The organism is Microbacterium sp. 10L49 (genome assembly GCF_056395125.1).
Genome location: NZ_JBFTIW010000002.1, coordinates 181304 through 197194 on the forward strand (window position 1 = coordinate 181304; position 15891 = coordinate 197194).

General features: G+C 70.4%; 16 protein-coding genes. 9 read left to right on the forward strand and 7 right to left on the reverse strand.

Annotation, left to right across the window (positions count from 1 at the left end):
• The 4 genes from AC1DCT_RS05490 to AC1DCT_RS05505 are packed head-to-tail and all read left to right on the forward strand — an operon-like array spanning position 1 to position 3020.
• A complete protein-coding gene (locus AC1DCT_RS05490; protein WP_441976277.1) occupies positions 1 to 285 on the forward strand; it encodes an exodeoxyribonuclease VII small subunit in 285 nt (94 codons plus the stop codon).
• Complete coding sequence (locus AC1DCT_RS05495; RefSeq protein WP_477427904.1) at positions 282 to 935, forward strand: DUF4245 family protein; 654 nt, start codon at positions 282 to 284, stop codon at positions 933 to 935. Before AC1DCT_RS05490 ends, AC1DCT_RS05495 begins: the two co-directional genes overlap by 4 nt.
• Complete coding sequence (locus tag AC1DCT_RS05500) at positions 932 to 1585, forward strand: carbonic anhydrase (RefSeq protein WP_477229439.1); 654 nt, start codon at positions 932 to 934, stop codon at positions 1583 to 1585. The genes AC1DCT_RS05495 and AC1DCT_RS05500 overlap by 4 nt, the downstream gene beginning before the upstream one ends.
• A 40-nt stretch (positions 1586 to 1625) precedes the next feature.
• On the forward strand, positions 1626 to 3020 hold the full coding sequence (locus tag AC1DCT_RS05505) for a class II fumarate hydratase (protein WP_441976280.1): 1395 nt from the start codon (positions 1626 to 1628) through the stop codon (positions 3018 to 3020).
• A 121-nt stretch (positions 3021 to 3141) separates the two neighbouring features.
• Here AC1DCT_RS05505 and AC1DCT_RS05510 read toward each other — a convergent pair whose 3' ends face one another.
• Positions 3142 to 3555, reverse strand: coding sequence for an ASCH domain-containing protein (locus tag AC1DCT_RS05510; RefSeq protein ID WP_477427906.1), 414 nt, complete (start codon positions 3553 to 3555; stop codon positions 3142 to 3144).
• Between the two features lie 176 nt (positions 3556 to 3731).
• Here AC1DCT_RS05510 and AC1DCT_RS05515 point away from each other — a divergent pair, with 176 nt between their 5' ends.
• Complete coding sequence (locus tag AC1DCT_RS05515; RefSeq protein WP_477427908.1) at positions 3732 to 6026, forward strand: hypothetical protein; 2295 nt, start codon at positions 3732 to 3734, stop codon at positions 6024 to 6026.
• A gap of 47 nt (positions 6027 to 6073) precedes the next feature.
• Here AC1DCT_RS05515 and AC1DCT_RS05520 read toward each other — a convergent pair whose 3' ends face one another.
• From AC1DCT_RS05520 to AC1DCT_RS05530, 3 genes are all read right to left on the reverse strand, one after another.
• A complete protein-coding gene (locus AC1DCT_RS05520; RefSeq protein ID WP_441976450.1) occupies positions 6074 to 7417 on the reverse strand; it encodes a PhoH family protein in 1344 nt (447 codons plus the stop codon).
• A 201-nt stretch (positions 7418 to 7618) separates the two neighbouring features.
• Positions 7619 to 8740: an aminotransferase class V-fold PLP-dependent enzyme gene (locus AC1DCT_RS05525; protein ID WP_477427910.1), complete on the reverse strand. Its 1122-nt coding sequence runs from the start codon at positions 8738 to 8740 to the stop codon at positions 7619 to 7621.
• A gap of 60 nt (positions 8741 to 8800) precedes the next feature.
• On the reverse strand, positions 8801 to 9586 hold the full coding sequence (locus AC1DCT_RS05530; protein ID WP_440734602.1) for an isoprenyl transferase: 786 nt from the start codon (positions 9584 to 9586) through the stop codon (positions 8801 to 8803).
• A 93-nt stretch (positions 9587 to 9679) separates the two neighbouring features.
• Here AC1DCT_RS05530 and trhA point away from each other — a divergent pair, with 93 nt between their 5' ends.
• Positions 9680 to 10417 carry a PAQR family membrane homeostasis protein TrhA gene (gene trhA, locus AC1DCT_RS05535; RefSeq protein WP_477229443.1) on the forward strand — a complete coding sequence of 246 codons (738 nt, stop codon included), beginning with the start codon at positions 9680 to 9682 and terminating at the stop codon, positions 10415 to 10417.
• Between the two features lie 58 nt (positions 10418 to 10475).
• On the opposite strand, the gene AC1DCT_RS05540 is transcribed toward trhA, so the two are convergent.
• Positions 10476 to 10736 (reverse strand): hypothetical protein, encoded by a 261-nt coding sequence (locus AC1DCT_RS05540; RefSeq protein ID WP_477229444.1) that lies wholly within the window; start codon positions 10734 to 10736, stop codon positions 10476 to 10478.
• A gap of 93 nt (positions 10737 to 10829) precedes the next feature.
• Here AC1DCT_RS05540 and AC1DCT_RS05545 point away from each other — a divergent pair, with 93 nt between their 5' ends.
• Together AC1DCT_RS05545 and greA are read left to right on the forward strand one after the other, a co-directional pair.
• Positions 10830 to 11216: a DUF4307 domain-containing protein gene (locus tag AC1DCT_RS05545; RefSeq protein ID WP_440734605.1), complete on the forward strand. Its 387-nt coding sequence runs from the start codon at positions 10830 to 10832 to the stop codon at positions 11214 to 11216.
• A gap of 94 nt (positions 11217 to 11310) precedes the next feature.
• A complete protein-coding gene (gene greA / locus AC1DCT_RS05550; protein ID WP_477229445.1) occupies positions 11311 to 11799 on the forward strand; it encodes a transcription elongation factor GreA in 489 nt (162 codons plus the stop codon).
• 78 nt (positions 11800 to 11877) lie between these two features.
• Here the strand turns inward: greA and ilvA are convergent, their stop codons facing one another.
• Positions 11878 to 13131, reverse strand: coding sequence for a threonine ammonia-lyase (gene ilvA / locus AC1DCT_RS05555; RefSeq protein ID WP_477229446.1), 1254 nt, complete (start codon positions 13129 to 13131; stop codon positions 11878 to 11880).
• Positions 13128 to 14324 (reverse strand): AI-2E family transporter, encoded by a 1197-nt coding sequence (locus tag AC1DCT_RS05560; RefSeq protein ID WP_440734607.1) that lies wholly within the window; start codon positions 14322 to 14324, stop codon positions 13128 to 13130. Before AC1DCT_RS05560 ends, ilvA begins: the two co-directional genes overlap by 4 nt.
• Positions 14325 to 14463: 139 nt before the next feature.
• On the opposite strand from AC1DCT_RS05560, the gene AC1DCT_RS05565 reads away from it, so the two are divergent.
• Positions 14464 to 15792: a winged helix-turn-helix domain-containing protein gene (locus tag AC1DCT_RS05565; protein ID WP_477427912.1), complete on the forward strand. Its 1329-nt coding sequence runs from the start codon at positions 14464 to 14466 to the stop codon at positions 15790 to 15792.
• The last annotated feature ends 99 nt before the right edge of the window (positions 15793 to 15891 follow it).

Below are 15891 nucleotides of genomic sequence, written 5' to 3' on the forward strand. Positions count from 1 at the left end.
GTGACTGTGTCGAACGAGCCGTCCGCCTCCGCAGGGAGTTCTGCGCCGACCGTCGCCGATCCCGCGGGCCTCAGCTTCGAGCAGGCCAGGGACGAGCTGGTCCGTGTCGTCGCCGAGCTCGAGCAGGGCGCACCCACCCTCGAGCAGTCGCTCATGCTGTGGGAGCGCGGCGAGGCGCTCGCCGCCCGCTGCGAGGAGTGGCTGCTGGGCGCCAAGCGCCGCCTGGATGCCTCGCGTCCGGAAGCCGGTGCCGCCTCGCGTCCCGCCGAGGAGGACGCACGATGAGCCGCACCCCGAAGCAGCCGCCGGTCGTCGCCGAGCTCGGCCGTCCGGAGACCGCCGCGGAGACGGCCGACCGCAAGGCCGCTTCCTCTGCCGCGTACCGGTCCAGCCAGACGTTCCGCGGCCTGATCGCGGCCCTGATCGCGACCGTCGGCGTCGTCCTGCTCATCGTGCTCATCGTGCCGCGCGGTGACTTCACCGGAGCCAACGCCGTGGATCTTCCCACGGCCGCCAAGAACGCGCAGAGCACCCTGGACCGCCCGGTGCTGCTGCCGACGCCGCCCAACAACTGGCGCGTGAACAAGGCCGTGCTGGTCGACGGCAAGCCGGTCGTGTGGGACATCACGGTGGCACCGCAGGCCGACGACGCCCGCGGCTATGCGCACATCGCCCAGGCGTTCGACGCCGACGCCGACTGGGCGGCCACGCCGCTGCGCGGGACCTCCTCGAAGGGCTCCGTGAAGATCGGCGGGCGCACCTGGGACGAATACGTGATCCCGAACCCCGACTCGGCGGCGAACATCAACTACGCGCTCGGCACCCAGGTCGGCAAGGACTATGTCCTCGTCTATGGCGCCCTCGGCAAGGCGGGCACGGCGGAGCTGGTCGCCAAGATCAGCCCGCAGATCGACCAACTCGGAAGCGGACGATGACGGATATCACCACCCTGACCCCCGATGAGGCCTGGCGACTCATGAGCGAGGGCAACCGGCGCTTCGTGGCCGGCGACCCCGAGCACCCCAACCAGGACGTCGGCAAGCGTCACGAGCTCGTGGACGGGCAGGCGCCGCTCGCGACGCTGTTCGGCTGCTCCGACTCGCGCCTCGCCGCGGAGATCATCTTCGACAAGGGCCTCGGCGACCTGTTCGTCGTGCGCAACGCCGGGCAGGTCCTCGGCGAGTCGATCGTCGCGAGCCTCGAGTACGCCGTGGCAGTTCTCGGCGTGCCGCTGATCGTGGTGCTCGCCCACGACAGCTGCGGCGCCGTGCGCGCCGCCATCGACGGCACCGCGATCGACGCCGCGCCCCTTCCGCCGCACATCTGGAAGCTCATCGCCCCGATCGTGCCGGCCGCCCGCAAAGTGCTCGCCGAACAGGGCGGGTCCACCGTCGCCGACATCGACGCCGAGCTCGTCGGCCAGGAGCACCTGCGCAACACCGTGCGCGATCTGCTGCAGTCCTCCGAGCTGATCGCCCAGGCCGTCGCCGACGGCGCACTGGGCATCGTCGGCGCCAACTACCGACTGAACGAGGGCACGGCCGTGCCCGTCGTCACCGTGGGCCTCAGCGACGCCCACGCCTGAACATCCCCCTCAACACACCGTCACATCTGGAGGAACAGCAGTGGCTGAAATCGAGTACCGCATCGAACACGACACCATGGGCGAGGTGCGCGTGCCCGTGAACGCTCTGTACGGTGCGCAGACGCAGCGCGCCGTGGAGAACTTCCCGATCTCCGGCAAGGGTCTGGAGTCGACGCAGATCGCGGCCCTCGCCCGGATCAAGAAGGCCGCCGCCCTCGCCAACAAGCAGCTCGGCACGCTCGACGGCGCCATCGCCGACGCGATCGCCCAGGCGGCGGACGAGGTCGCCGCGGGCAAGCACGACGGCGAGTTCCCGGTCGACACCTACCAGACCGGATCCGGCACCTCCTCGAACATGAACATGAACGAGGTGCTCGCGACCCTCGCGACCCGGATCCTGGGCGCGACCGTGCACCCGAATGACCACGTGAACGCCTCACAGTCGTCCAACGACGTCTTCCCGACCTCGGTGCACATCGCCGTCACCCAGGCGCTCATCGACACCCTCATCCCCTCGCTCGACCACCTCGCGGTTGCGCTCGAGGCGAAGGCGGAGCTGTGGAAGGACGCGGTCAAGTCCGGCCGCACCCACCTCATGGACGCCACCCCGGTCACCCTCGGCCAGGAGTTCGGCGGCTACGCCCGCCAGATCCGCCTCGGCATCGAGCGCGTGCAGTCGGCCCTCCCCCGCGTCGCCGAGGTGCCCCTGGGCGGCACCGCGGTCGGCACCGGCATCAACACTCCGCTCGGCTTCCCGCAGAAGGTCATCGAGCTGCTCGCGGCGGAGACCGAGCTGCCGATCACCGAGGCCAAGGATCACTTCGAGGCGCAGGCCAACCGCGACGGCCTGGTCGAGGCGTCGGGCGCCCTCCGCACCATCGCCGTCTCGCTGACGAAGATCAATAACGACCTGCGCTGGATGGGCTCGGGCCCGAACACGGGTCTCGGCGAGCTGCACATCCCCGACCTGCAGCCCGGATCCTCGATCATGCCGGGCAAGGTCAACCCGGTCGTCCCCGAGGCCGTGCTCATGGTGTGCGCCCGCGTGATCGGCAACGACGCGACGGTCGCCTGGGCCGGCGCTTCCGGCTCGTTCGAGCTGAACGTGGCGATCCCCGTCATGGGCACCGCGCTGCTCGAGTCGATCCGCCTGCTCTCCAACGCTGTGCGCGTGCTGGCCGACAAGACCGTCGACGGCCTGCAGGCGAACCTGGAGCGCGCCGCCGCGTTCGCCGGCATGAGCCCGTCCATCGTGACGCCGCTGAACAAGCTCATCGGCTACGAGGCCGCGGCGAAGATCGCCAAGCACGCCGTCGCCAAGGGCATCACCGTCCGCGACGCCGTGATCGATCTCGGCTACGTGGAGCGCGGCGAGCTCACCCTCGAGCAGCTCGACGCCAAGCTCGACCTGCTCTCGATGACGCACGCCGGCTGACACCGGATCCCTGCCTCGCGGATGCCGCGTCCCCTCGAGGGCGCGGCATCCGTCGTTCCCGGGCTCGTGCGGTGTGCGCGCCTGCCGGCGCSCACCGCCGTGCGCCGTACGGCGGCGGCGTTCAGATCGCCTCGAACCGGAAGCGCACCAGAACCGCAAGCGTGTCGTCATCGACGGTGAAGGACGGATCCTCGATCGAGGCGCGGTACTCGGTGCCGTGCCAGAACCCCTCGTGCCCCTCGCGCCACTCGGCGACCGTCGTGAAGCCCTCGCCTTCGGCGATCGCGTGCGGCAGATCGACCTCGGCGAGTCGCGCCAGGCGCACGTGCACGATCTCCTCGATTCCGATGGGCTCGCCCTCGGAATCGATCACGACGGCACGGTCGCCGACCGAGGGCAGCGGATCATTTTCTCGCTTGTAGTCGAGCAACAGGCTCGTCGTCGTTGTCTTCTCTCCCGCCCGGATGGCGTCAATCAGCTGATCGCGCAGAGGTCCGGGGAACGCGTATTCGGAGACGGGGAGATCGTCGAGCATGCGTCCAGCCTAGGCGGCGCCGCACGACGCGAAGTCGGGCGCGAACTCCGCCGAGTGCCGGCGAAGACGTCCCGCACATCAAGGGATCTCAGCGAGTTCCGCACCGGTTCCGTATCCGGCTCGGTGCGCACATGCTCGCTTCGGCATCCTCGTTCCTACCCGAGAGGAGCGCGGAGATGCCACGCAAGAAGAAGAACGCCACCGACGACAGCGGGACCGAGGCGCCGAAAAGACCGCAGCGATGGCGCACGGCTGCCGCCGTCAGCCTGAGCCTGGCGATGATCATCACCGGAGCGGCCTTCGCTCCCGCGGCATCCGCGGTGTCCGCGCTCGGCCCCGGCGTTCGAGGCACTCACGGCCATATCGGCGCGACGATCGAGCCCGGTGTCGGCAATGTGTACTGCATCGACAGCAGCCTGGACATCTCGTTCGGACGCGGGATCCAGAGCGACACGATCGTGTCATCCCTCGCGGCGCGTCCCGGCGTGGTGAACGCCATCGATGCCGATGAGGACGCGGTGCGCGGGATGAACTTCATCGCCAGCACCTGGGGCGGCACGGGTGATGATGTCACGGCCGCCGCGGTCGAGATCGCCATCACGGCCTTCGTCAAGGCAGGAGGATTCGCGACCGCAGCCTCGTACGCGAGCCGCAGCGACGTGATCGAACAGGCACGGCGCATGTACGACCAGGCGCAGAGCGTGATCGCCGCGGCGATCGACGAGGCGGCGCACGGGGAGGTCGCGCTGACGATCGATTCGTCGGACGAGTACCGGGGTTCGCTGAGCGTGAACGCCACCGTTCCGGCGACCGGCACGCTCGCACTGACGAACGGGATCTTCGTCGACAGCGGGACCGACACGCTCTCCGACGTGCGAACCGGCGTGGACTATGCCATCGAAGGCGTTCCTCCGACCGCCGATGGCGCGCCCTACCGCGTCAGTGCGATGAGCATCGGTGGCTTCTCAGCGGGCAGCACCTGGCCGGGGCGCATCCGGGCGCTGGATTACGGATCCGGCTTCCAGCGCGTGATCACCGGCATCGGGCCCGTCGCCGTGGAGTTCCCGGTGCGGGGTGAGGATGCGCGCGACCGCAGCACCGTCTTCCGGCCGGCGCTCACCAGCCTGACGGCGCCGATCAGCCCCGACGGCGAGCTCAGCGACACCCTGACGTTCACGACGGCTCCGGGTGGGGACGGCGTGAACAACGCCTGGCCGCGGCACGAGGGAGGCGGGTATCGGCCCGTCTCGTTTACCGTCACGGCCTATGCCGCGGGCGCCTCCGCCCCGACGGAGAGCCCGGACATCCCTGCGGATGCCGAAGCCGTCGGCACCGTCGCGGTACTCGCCATGGGCCCCGGAACGTCGCAGACGGTCGCGATCCCCGGAACCCACCCGCAGGGGCGCTATACCTTCGTGGCCGCCTATGACGAGGCGGGCACACCTCCCCCGACCCGGTCATGGCTCCCGCCCGGATACTCCTGGTCGCACGCCTATGGCATGGCGACCGAGACGACCGCCGTGCCGATGCGATTCACGCTCTCGTCGAGGATCCTCGCGGACGCGATCGGGCCCGGCGGACGCGGGGATGACGCGGTGACCGTGCAGACGGACGGACCGTGGCTGAACGATGCCTCCGGCCGGCCCATCGAGGTCGTCGCGATCGGCTCCTACGTCCATCTCCCGGCCGGCACGACCGAGCCGAGCGATGAGCTTCCCGCGGGCGCCGAGGTGCGCGGAACCGTGAAGGCCGTCTTCACGACGGCCGGCACGCAGGACACGACGTCACTCGAGGTCCTCTCCGGCGAGATATCCGCACCCGAGGTCGCCGAGGGAGCGATGTCCTGGCAGTGGTCCATCCCACTCGCGGCGCAGACGTCTCCCGAACTCGTGATCCCGTCGAACGAGAAGTTCGGGCTGCCGGAACAGACGCAGCGCATACAGCTGCCGACCGTCACCACCGTCGCCCAGACCGACCTCCCGTGGGGCGGGAGCGCCACGGATACGGCGCACGTCGCGGGCCCCCTGCCGGGAACAGGCGCGATCACGGTGCGGTGGGAGGCGTTCCGGGGACCAGAAGGCCCGGCGGATCTGAGCACCGTCTGCACCGCGGAGAACCAGCTCCCGCTGGACGGCACACCGGTGACCGTGACCTCGAGTCCGGGCGAGTACCTGAGCCCGGCCGTCCACGACATCCGCTTCCCCGTCGTGTGGCAGGAGATCGCCACCTGGATCCAGTCTTCGGGGCTTCCCGTCGACTACCATCGCGGAGCCTGCGGAGCGGCCCAGGAAGTCAGCATGCCGGTGCCGCAGGCGAGCGACGCTCCGAGTGCCCGACTCGCCGCAACGGGCGGGGATTCGCCGGCGACGGCGCTGTGGATCGCGGGCGCCCTCAGCCTCCCCGGGGCGCTCATCCTTCTGCTCGCCCTCCACCGTGGTCGTCGCGTCCCGCGGCGGCGCGCGGCCCGCTAGCGAGCCGCGCCGTGGACGAGCATCCAGGCTCGTCCACGGCGCGTGGTTCAGCTGAGTTCTCCGCCCTCCAGGAGCTCGGTCACGAGCGCGGCGATCGCGGAGCGCTCGGAGCGCTGCAGGGTGACGTGGCCGAAGAGGCTGTGCCCCTTCAGCGTCTCGATCACGCTGGCGATGCCGTCGTGGCGGCCCACTCGCAGGTTGTCGCGCTGGCCGACATCGTGGGTGAGCACGACCCGCGAGTTCTGCCCCATGCGGCTCAGCACCGTGAGCAGCACATTGCGCTCGAGCGACTGCGCCTCGTCGACGATCACGAAGGCGTCGTGCAGCGAGCGTCCGCGGATGTGCGTGAGCGGGAGCACCTCGAGCATGCCGCGCTCCACGACCTCTTCCACGACGTTGCCGGAGACCACGGATCCGAGCGTGTCGAAGACCGCCTGTCCCCAGGGGCTCATCTTCTCGTCCTTGTCGCCGGGCAGGTATCCGAGCTCCTGCCCTCCGACGGCGAACAGCGGCCGGAACACGATGATCTTCTTCTGCTGCTGCCGCTCGAGTACCGCCTCCAGGCCCGCGCACAGGGCGAGGGCCGACTTGCCGGTGCCGGCGCGGCCGCCCAGTGAGACGATGCCGACCTCGGGATCCGACAGCAGGTCGATCGCGATGCGCTGCTCGGCCGAGCGGCCGTGCAGGCCGAACACTTCACGGTCTCCGCGGACCAGCGTGTACTCGCCGTCGCCCGTGACCCGTCCGAGCGCGGATCCGCGCTCCGAGTGGATGATGAGCCCCGTGTTGACCGGAAGCCCGATAGCTTCCTCGCTCGTGCCGACCTCGCTCTCGTAGAGGTCGCTCATCTCATCGCCCGAGAGCGAGATCGAGCTGATCCCTGTCCAGCCCGAGTCCACCGCCTGCTCGGCGAGATACTCCTCGGCGTTGATCCCGAGGGAGGCCGCTTTGACGCGCATCGGCAGGTCTTTGGAGACGACCGTGACGTCCTGACCGTCCTGGGCGAGGTGCATCGCGACGGCGAGGATCCGGCTGTCGTTGTCGCCGAGGCGGATGCCGCTGGGCAGCACGGTCTGGTCGGAGTTGTTCAGCTCGACGCGCAGGGTGCCGCCGTCGCCGATCGGGACCGGGAAGTCGAGGCGGCCGTGCTCGACGCGCAGCTCGTCGAGGTGGCGCAGCGCTCGCCGGGCGAAGTACCCGAGCTCGGGGTCGTGCCGCTTGCCCTCCAGCTCGCCGATCACGGCGACCGGGAGCACGATGGAGTGCTCGGCGAAGCGGAAGAACGCCTGCGGATCAGACAGCAGCACGGACGTGTCGAGCACGTACGTCTTCAGATCCTGATCGGGCGTTGCACCTCCGTTCGGTCCTGCCGCTTCGTTGGCGGCGTTCACGGCGCTGGTGCGGGTGCTGCTCTTCAGTGCGGTACGTGCGGCCACGACCCTCTCCCGACCCGGGGATTCCCGGTAGTAGGCGAGTCGGCCAGGGCCACGAGTCGCGATCCTTGAGGCCGACTCGATCGGACGCCGTGTCCGATGCCATGAACGTACGACTCCCCACCGACATCGCGCAGGAGGGACACGCCCTCTGTCCGATTAAGAACGTGTGAACTCTCGGGCGCCGGCGAGGGCGGCGTCGAACAGGCCGAGCGTCTCCGCCGTCGTACCGGCATGGGGCGCCACCCGGACCGCTCCGGACCTCACCGTCACCTGGATGCCGGCTGCGGCGAGCGCGTCGCCGAGCGCCTGCGGATCCGCAGGCGCGAGCACCACGATGCCGGCGCGCTGCGCGGGCTCGCGCGCGGACACCACGTCGACCCCGTGTCGGTCCGCAATGGCGAGCAGGGCGTCGACGTTGCGGGACAGGCGCTCCGCGACGGTGCCGACTCCGGCCGCCTGGATCTCGGCGGCGCCCGCTGCGAGACGTGCGGCGGCGAAGGGATCCGGCGCGCTGACCGCGTACGCCTGCGCCGACAGCGCCGGATCCGGCAGCACGTCAGCAGGCAGACCCGCCGCAGAGGTCGCGATCCGGCCGCTGAGCACGGGGCGGATCCGCTCCCGCGCACGATCCGTGAACCGGGCGAATCCGGTGCCCCGCCCTGTGCGCAGCCACTTGTAGCCATGGCCCACCACAACGTCGGCGGCGGCCCAGTCCTCCTCCACGACGCCGAAGGACTGCACGGCATCGACGAGGAGCAGCCGATCGTCGCCGAGCACCTCGCGGAGGCCTGCGAGATCGGCGCGGTACCCGGAGCGGAAGTCGACATGGCTCACCACGAGCGCCGTCGCGGCGGGGTCCAGCGCCTCGGCGACGGCATCGGCGGTGACCCGGGTGCCGGCGGGCGCGATCCAGCGGGGTGCCAGCCGTCCGCCGGACGCGGCCGCAGCTCGCTCGAGCGTGATCGTGACGCTGGGAAACTCGGCCGCCGAGGCGATCACGGCGCCATTGAGCCCCGCCAGTGCCTGCTGCAGCGCGTGCGTGGACGACGGGTGCACCGTGACCTCGTCCGGACGCGAACCGAGCAGCCCGGCGACCGCCGTCTGCGCCTCGGTCGTCCGACCCGCCGTCGCGGCGATGCCTTCGGGTCGCCCCGTGGCGAGCAGCTCGGCGTCGGAGACCAGAGCGGCACGCGCGGCCGGAGACAGCGGACCGAACGCCCAGTTCAGATATCCCGGATCCTCGTCGAACGATGCGATGTAGTCGTCGATGGCACGCATCCCGTCAGTCTGACACGCAGCGGAGCGGCTCAGCGGCCGGCTCCCGGCTCCGCCCGTCGCTCAGCGGCCGAAGCGGCGGTCGCGGTCGGCGTAGTCGCGGATCGCGCGCAGGAAATCGACCTGTCGCAGATCCGGTCCGAGCGCCTCGACGAAGTAGAACTCGCTGTGCGCGCTCTGCCAGAGCAGGAAGTCGCTGAGCCGCTGCTCGCCGCTCGTGCGGATGACGAGATCCGGATCCGGCTGGCCGCCGGTGTACAGATGCTCGCCGATCATCTCGGGGGTGAGGTGCGCGGCGAGGTCCTCCAGCGTGCCGCCCGAGGCCTCGTGCTGGGCGATGATCGAGCGCACCGCGTCGACGATCTCGTTACGTCCCCCGTAGCCCACGGCGAGGTTCACGTGCAGCCCGGTGTGGTCGCGGGTGCGCTCCTCTGCCTCGGCGAGCACGCGCGCGAGCTCCGCGGGCAGGATGTCGGCGCGCCCCACGTGCTTGACCCGCCAGTTGCCCTCGTGAGAGAGGCCGTCGGCGAGTTCGCCGATGATCTCGATGAGGTCGGCGAGCTCCGCCGAATCCCGCTTGAGCAGGTTGTCGGCGGAGAGCAGGTAGAGCGACACCACCCGGATGCCGAGCTCGTCGCACCAGCCCAGGAACTCGCGCATCTTCGCGGCTCCCGCGCGATGGCCGTGCGCAGGAGTCGCGTAGCCGAGCTGCCGCGCCCAGCGACGGTTGCCGTCGATCATCATCGCGATGTGGTGCGGCATGGTGGCCGGGTCCATCCGTCGCCGAAGGCGTCGGGAGTACAGCCGATAGAGGGGGCCACTCCCTGGCTGTTCGGACCGTGCGCTCACTCCCCTACGCTACCGCGCGGAGGGGGCCCGGCCGCCATGTCGCCCACGGGATATGTGCGGCTTGCGGCATGGGCGGACGCCTAGAGTTCAACCATGCGCAGAGCGAGCCGACCCGCTGCCCCCGATGTGCCGGAGCTGCCCCTCATGGAGGCGGCCGCCGCCGACGCACAGCTCGACATCAAGCCGACCTGGCGGGGCTGGATCCACGCCGGCACCTTCCCCATCGCGATCGGCGCGGGCATCGTGCTCATCGTGCTCGCACACGGCACCCCCGCGAAATGGGCAGCCGTCGTGTTCATGGTCACATCGCTGCTGCTGTTCGGCAACTCCGCGCTGTACCACCGCTTCGACTGGAAGCCGAAGACGAAGGCGATCCTCAAGCGCATCGACCATGCCAACATCCTGCTGCTGATCGCCGGAACCTACACGCCGCTCGCGACGCTCGCACTCGCGCCGCAGAAGGGCACGCTGCTGCTGATCCTGGTGTGGTCCGGGGCGATCCTCGGGATCCTGTTCCGCGTCTTCTGGATCAACGCCCCGCGTTGGCTGTACGTCGCGCTGTACCTGCTGCTCGGCTGGGCGGCGATGATGTACATCGTCGACCTGCTGCACGCCAACGTCGCGATGATGGTGCTGGTCTGCGTGGGCGGACTGCTCTACACCGGCGGCGCGATCGTGTACGCGATGAAGAAGCCCAACCCGTGGCCCGGGAGGTTCGGCTTCCACGAGATCTTCCACGTCTGCACCGTGCTGGCCTTCCTCTGCCACTGGACCGCGTGCCTGCTGATCTCACTGGCACCGCTGCAGCCGTCGCTGGGCCTGCCCGGCTGAACCGGGCCCGCCTTCCTGAGCCCGGCGTACCGGGGTGGATCCGCTCTGCCCGGCGGTGTCAGGAACGGGGAGCGTCGGCCTCGCCCTCGCCCGCGTCATCACCCTGGGCGGCGTCCTCGGCGTCGAGCTCGGCGCGCACCTCCTCGCGGTAGCGCACCCGGCGGATCCGTCGCTGCATGTCCCAGATCAGCAGAGCCGCGAACACGACGATCACCGCGACGATCACGAATCCCACGGGTCCCGGGGTGACCAGGTTCGGGTCGACCGTCGGAGTCGGAGTAGGAGTCGCCGTCACGGCGGCAAGGATCGCCTCGATCATGTCTCAGCCTTTCTGGGCACGGCCCCGTTCGGGCCCCAGGCCTGGATCGGGATAACCTGGAACCACCAGCCTAACGATCGGATGCACCTCGCCGTGACGACCCCCGCCCAGCTCGACGAGCGCTACGGCCGCGGACCCCGACGGCGCCTGCCGATGATTCTCACGATCGCCGCCGCCGCGGTCGTCGTCGGCGTCTTCGGCTGGTGGACATGGCAGGGATCCGCCGACACCGTCGACGTCACCGGCACGGGCTTCCACCTCGGCGACGATCACACCGTGACGGTGTCATTCCAGATCTCGGCGCCCACGAACCGGCCTGTGCACTGCATTGTGGAGGCGCAGGACGAGGAGTTCGGGATCGTGGGCTGGCGACTCGTCACCTACCCCGCATCGGAGCAGCACGCCCGGGCGTTCACCGAGCATGTGCCGGTCGTCTCAGCTGCGACAACGGGTTTGGTGAACTCCTGCTGGGTGTCCTAGGCTCATCGTGTTGAGCGACGCCCCGGCAGGTGCCGGGGCGTCTTGGCATATCCGGGACCTGCTGTTCCCGGATCCGATTCGCAAGGAGTTCACCGTGTCGAACGACGCACAGGTCCCCTTCCTCACCCAGGAGGCCTACGACCGTCTTGTCGCGGAGCTGGAGAACCTCTCCACGATCGGCCGCGAGGAGATCGCCAAGCGCATCGAGCTCGCGCGCGAGGAGGGCGACCTCAAGGAGAACGGCGGCTACCACGCCGCCAAGGACGAGCAGGGCAAGATCGAGGCCCGTATCCGCACGCTCGAGACGCTGCTGAAGACCGCCAAGGTGAGCGAGGCCCCGGCCAGCCGTGGCATCGTCGAGCCGGGCACTGTCGTGACCGCGACGGTGGCGGGCGGCGAGGAGGTCTTCCTCCTCGGCAGCCGCGAGATCGCCGGCGGCACCGACCTCGACGTCTACAGCGAGGCGAGCCCTCTCGGATCCGCGATCCAGGGCCTCAAGGTCGGTCAGAAGACCTCGTACGAGGCACCCAATGGCCGCTCCATCGAGGTCGAGATCCTGAAGGTCGAGACCTTCGCGGGCTGATCGCACCCCGCAGACGACGAACCCGCCGCGCCATCGAGGGCCGGCGGGTTCGTCGTATGCAGAAGACTCCTCGAGCCGTCAGTCCTGCACCACGATCGGCTCGAAGCCGGCCGCCCGCAGCGTGTCGAGGGTGAGCTCGGAATGCTCGGGACCGCGCGTCTCCACACTGAGCTCGAGGATGACGTCGTTGATCTGCAGTCCGTGGCCGTGCCGCGTGTGCATCGCCTCGATGACGTTGGCACCGGCGTGCGCGATCAGCTCGGACACCCGGGCGAGCTGACCGGGGCGGTCGGGCAGCGGGATGCGCAGCGTGAGGTAGCGCCCCGAGGCGGCGAGGCCGTGCGAGACCACGCGCTGCAGGAGCAGCGGGTCGATGTTGCCGCCCGAGAGCACGGCCAGCGTGGTGCCGCTCTCGTGAACCTTGCCCGCCAGAATCGCCGCGACGCCGACCGCACCCGCGGGTTCCACTACGACCTTGGCCTGCTCGAGCAGCAGGAGCAGCGCGCGGGCGATGTCATCGTCGCTGACGGTGACGACCTCGTCGACGAGTTCGGCGATCATCGCGAAGGGAACGTCGCCGGGGCGCGCCACGAGGATGCCGTCGGCGATGGTCGGCTGCGTGGTGATCTCCACAGGGTGCCCGGCAGCGAGGGACGGGCCCATGGCCGCGGCGTTCTCCGCCTGCACTCCGATCACCCGGACCGTGCGTCCCTGCTCCGCCGCGCGTGCCTTCACGGCCGCCGCGACGCCGGCGATCAGGCCGCCGCCGCCGATGCCGACGAGGATCGTGTCGACGTCGGGCACGTCCTCGACGAGCTCCAGGCCGAGGGTCGCCTGGCCGGTCACGATGTCACGGTGGTCGAAGGGCGGGATCAGCACCGCACCGGTGCGCTCGGCGAACTCGGCCGCGAGGCGCAGCGACGTGGCCACGGTCTCGCCCTCGAGCACGACCTCCGCGCCGTATCCGCGGGTGGCGAGCAGCTTCGGCACCGGCACGCCCATGGGCATGAAGATCGTGGCGGGGATGCCCAGCGCCTGCGCCGCGAGGGCCACGCCCTGCGCGTGGTTGCCGGCGGAGGCCGCGACCACGCCGCGGCCGCGCTCTTCCGCCGTGAGCGTGGAGAGCCGGTGCACGGCGCCACGGATCTTGAACGACCCCGTGCGCTGCAGGTTCTCCATCTTCAACAGGACGGGCGAGCCCAGCACCTTCGTGAGCGCGACCGAGGGCAGCGTCGGGGTGCGCACGATCACGCCGTCCAGGCCGTCCGCCGCCTGCTGGATCTCCGCCAGGGTGGGGACGTGGGCGCCGGTCGGGATCGTGTCGTTCGTCATCGCTTGCTCCTTCTCCGCGCCCGGGGCACGGTCTGCCAGATGTAGTCGCCGTTCGGGGCGGCGCCGGTGCGCCACGCACCGGAGTTGACGGTCACGGCGGCCACGTTCACGAACGCCGCGAGCGGCACCGCGAACAGGGCTCCGGGGATGCCGGCGATCAGAGCGCCGCCGGCCACCACGAGCACCACCGCGAGCGGGTGCACCTTGACGGCGGATCCCATCAGGATCGGCTGCAGGATGTGGCCCTCGATCTGCTGCACCGCAAGCACGACGACGAGCATCCACAGCGCGATCCACGGTCCGTTGTAGACGAGCGCCAGGAAGACCGCCAGGGTGCCCGTGACGACTGCGCCGACGATGGGGATGAAGGATCCGAGGAACACCAGCACGGCGACGGGCACGGCCAGCGGCACGCCCAGCAGGAACGCGCCGAGACCGATGCCGACCGCGTCGATGAAGGCGACCAGCATCTGCGTGCGCGCGTAGTTGATGACGGTGGCCCAGCCGTTGCGCGCGGCAGCGTCGACGGCCGGGCGGGAGGCCTTCGGGAAGAGCTTCACGGTCCAGCCCCAGATCCCGCCGCCGTCGGCGAGCAGGCAGAGCAGGATGAACAGCGTCAGCACGGCTCCGGTCGCCACATGCCCGAACGTGGTGCCGACCGCGATCGCTCCGCTCTTCAGCAGTTCGCCCTGCTCACCGAGGAACTTCACCGACTGGTCGAGCAGATCCTGGATCTGCTTCGCCGTGAGGTGCAGCGGACCGTCGAGGAGGAACTGCTGCAGCTGCCCCCAGGCGGCGACGGTGCGCGTCTGGACGCCGTCCCATTGCTGGGTGATCTGCCAGACCGCCAGCCACAGCAGACCGCCCACGATCGCCAGGGTGCCGACGAGCGCCACGACGATCGCAAGCCACCGCGGCCAGCGCGCCCGCAACATGGTGCTGAACGCGGGCCAGAGCAGAGCGGTGAGCAGGATCGCGACCATCAGCGGGATGACCAGGATCTTGAACAGCATGACCAGCCAGATCACGACACCGAGCGCGGCGGCGATCACCAGCAGCCGCCAGGCGTAGGAGGTCGCGATGCGCAACCCGGGAGGCAGCGATCGCTGCACGTCGTCGCGTACGTCCACATGGCCGGTGACGGTGCGCTGGCGGATGAGATCGCGCAGCCGGGGGGTGCTGTCCTCGCTCATCGGCCCAGTCTACGGGCGCGACGACGGGCGCCTCGTCCGCGCGACGCCGGGCGCCTCGTCCGTGCGACGGCGTCCGCCTCGTCCGTGCGGCGGTGTCCGGGCACGTCCGATGTCGATGGCTGTCGGTACGCTGACCGACGTGACCGACACCCCCGCCATCGCCCGCCGGACAGCCGCACGCCCCGCGACCGCCACGCTGAGCGCCGGCGAGGCCCGGCGGATCGCGCTGGCCGCGCAGGGCTTCTCCCGGCGGCGCCCCGCGGAGCCGGGCGTGCGCCACCTGCACACGGCGATGGCGCGCATGGGCGTACTTCAGATCGATTCGGTGAACGTGTTCGCGCGCTCGCACTACCTGCCGCTGTTCTCGCGCCTGGGCGCGTACGACCCCGCCCTGCTGGAGCGGGCGTTCCTGTCTCGCCCGACCGCCGCACGGTCCGGGAGGTACACCGAATATCTGGCGCACGAGGCGACCTTCCTGCCCGTCGAGGACTGGCCCCTGTGGGGCTTCCGCCGCGACGCGTTCCGCGCCAAGCGGGGCGAGTTCTGGGGGCGGACCTCCTCGGCGCGCACACTGGACTGGGTCCGGTCCGAGTTGCGCGAGCGGGGAGCCTCTCGCCCCGCCGAGATCCGCGGCGACGCCCCGGGCGGCAAGGCGGGCTGGTGGGAGTGGGACGACGTCAAGCACGCTCTGGAGTATCTGTGGCGCATCGGCGAGGTGGCGATCGCCGGACGCGACGGCTTCGAGCGCCGGTACGCCCTCGCCGAGGACGTGGTGCCGGCCGACCTGCTCGGGCGCGATCTGGACCGCACCGCCGCGATGGGCGAACTCGTCCGGCGGGCCGCCAAGGCGCACGGAGTCGCGACCGCAGCCGATATCGCCGACTACTACCGGGTCAAGGACCGCGCGCTGGTGCTCGGCGCGATCGACGACCTGGTGGAGCGGGGTGAGCTGGTGCCCGTCCGGGTGCGCGGGTGGGAGCGCGGCGGGCGCCCCGTGCCGGCCTGGCGGCACGTCGAGGCCGTCCTGCCGCGGCGTATCGAGACCACCGCGATCCTCACGCCGTTCGACCCGGTGGTATGGTTCCGCGACCGCGCGCTGCGGGCGTTCTCGCTGGACTACCGGATCGAGATCTACACGCCCGCGGCCAAGCGTCGCTACGGCTACTACTCGCTGCCCGTGCTGGTCGGCGATCGGATCGCCGCACGGCTGGATCTCAAGGCGGATCGCGCGGCGGGCACGCTGCGCGTGCAGTCCGCATGGTGGGAGCCGCAGGCCCGGCCCGTGGCGGATCTCGAGCCCATCGCCGCGGAGCTGCGCACCGCCGCCGCATGGCAGGGCCTGGAGCACGTCTCGGTATCCGGCTGGGGCGACGCCTCCGCAGCACTCGCCGATGTGCTGGACGGGCATCCGGAGCGGGTCCGCCGGCACGACGTGGGGCGGTCGGACCAGGTGCCGCTCGGGATCTGATCGTCAGCCCGAGAGGGACGTGAGGGTTTCGGCTCGGTCGCCTTCGGCGTCCTCGCTCAACCTTGATACGCGAAGGGCTCAACGCCGCTTCGCGGCATT

Excerpts from the sequence above, each read along its gene's own strand:
- AC1DCT_RS05495 (WP_477427904.1), top strand. The coding sequence starts at position 282 with ATGAGCCGCACCCCGAAGCAGCCGCCGGTCGTCGCCGAGCTCGGCCGT.
- AC1DCT_RS05500 (WP_477229439.1), top strand. The coding sequence starts at position 932 with ATGACGGATATCACCACCCTGACCCCCGATGAGGCCTGGCGACTCATG.
- AC1DCT_RS05510 (WP_477427906.1), bottom strand. The coding sequence starts at position 3,555 with ATGCTCGACGATCTCCCCGTCTCCGAATACGCGTTCCCCGGACCTCTG.
- AC1DCT_RS05515 (WP_477427908.1), top strand. The coding sequence starts at position 3,732 with ATGCCACGCAAGAAGAAGAACGCCACCGACGACAGCGGGACCGAGGCG.
- AC1DCT_RS05525 (WP_477427910.1), bottom strand. The coding sequence starts at position 8,740 with ATGCGTGCCATCGACGACTACATCGCATCGTTCGACGAGGATCCGGGA.
- trhA (WP_477229443.1), top strand. The coding sequence starts at position 9,680 with ATGCGCAGAGCGAGCCGACCCGCTGCCCCCGATGTGCCGGAGCTGCCC.
- AC1DCT_RS05540 (WP_477229444.1), bottom strand. The coding sequence starts at position 10,736 with ATGATCGAGGCGATCCTTGCCGCCGTGACGGCGACTCCTACTCCGACT.
- ilvA (WP_477229446.1), bottom strand. The coding sequence starts at position 13,131 with ATGACGAACGACACGATCCCGACCGGCGCCCACGTCCCCACCCTGGCG.
- AC1DCT_RS05560 (WP_440734607.1), bottom strand. The coding sequence starts at position 14,324 with ATGAGCGAGGACAGCACCCCCCGGCTGCGCGATCTCATCCGCCAGCGC.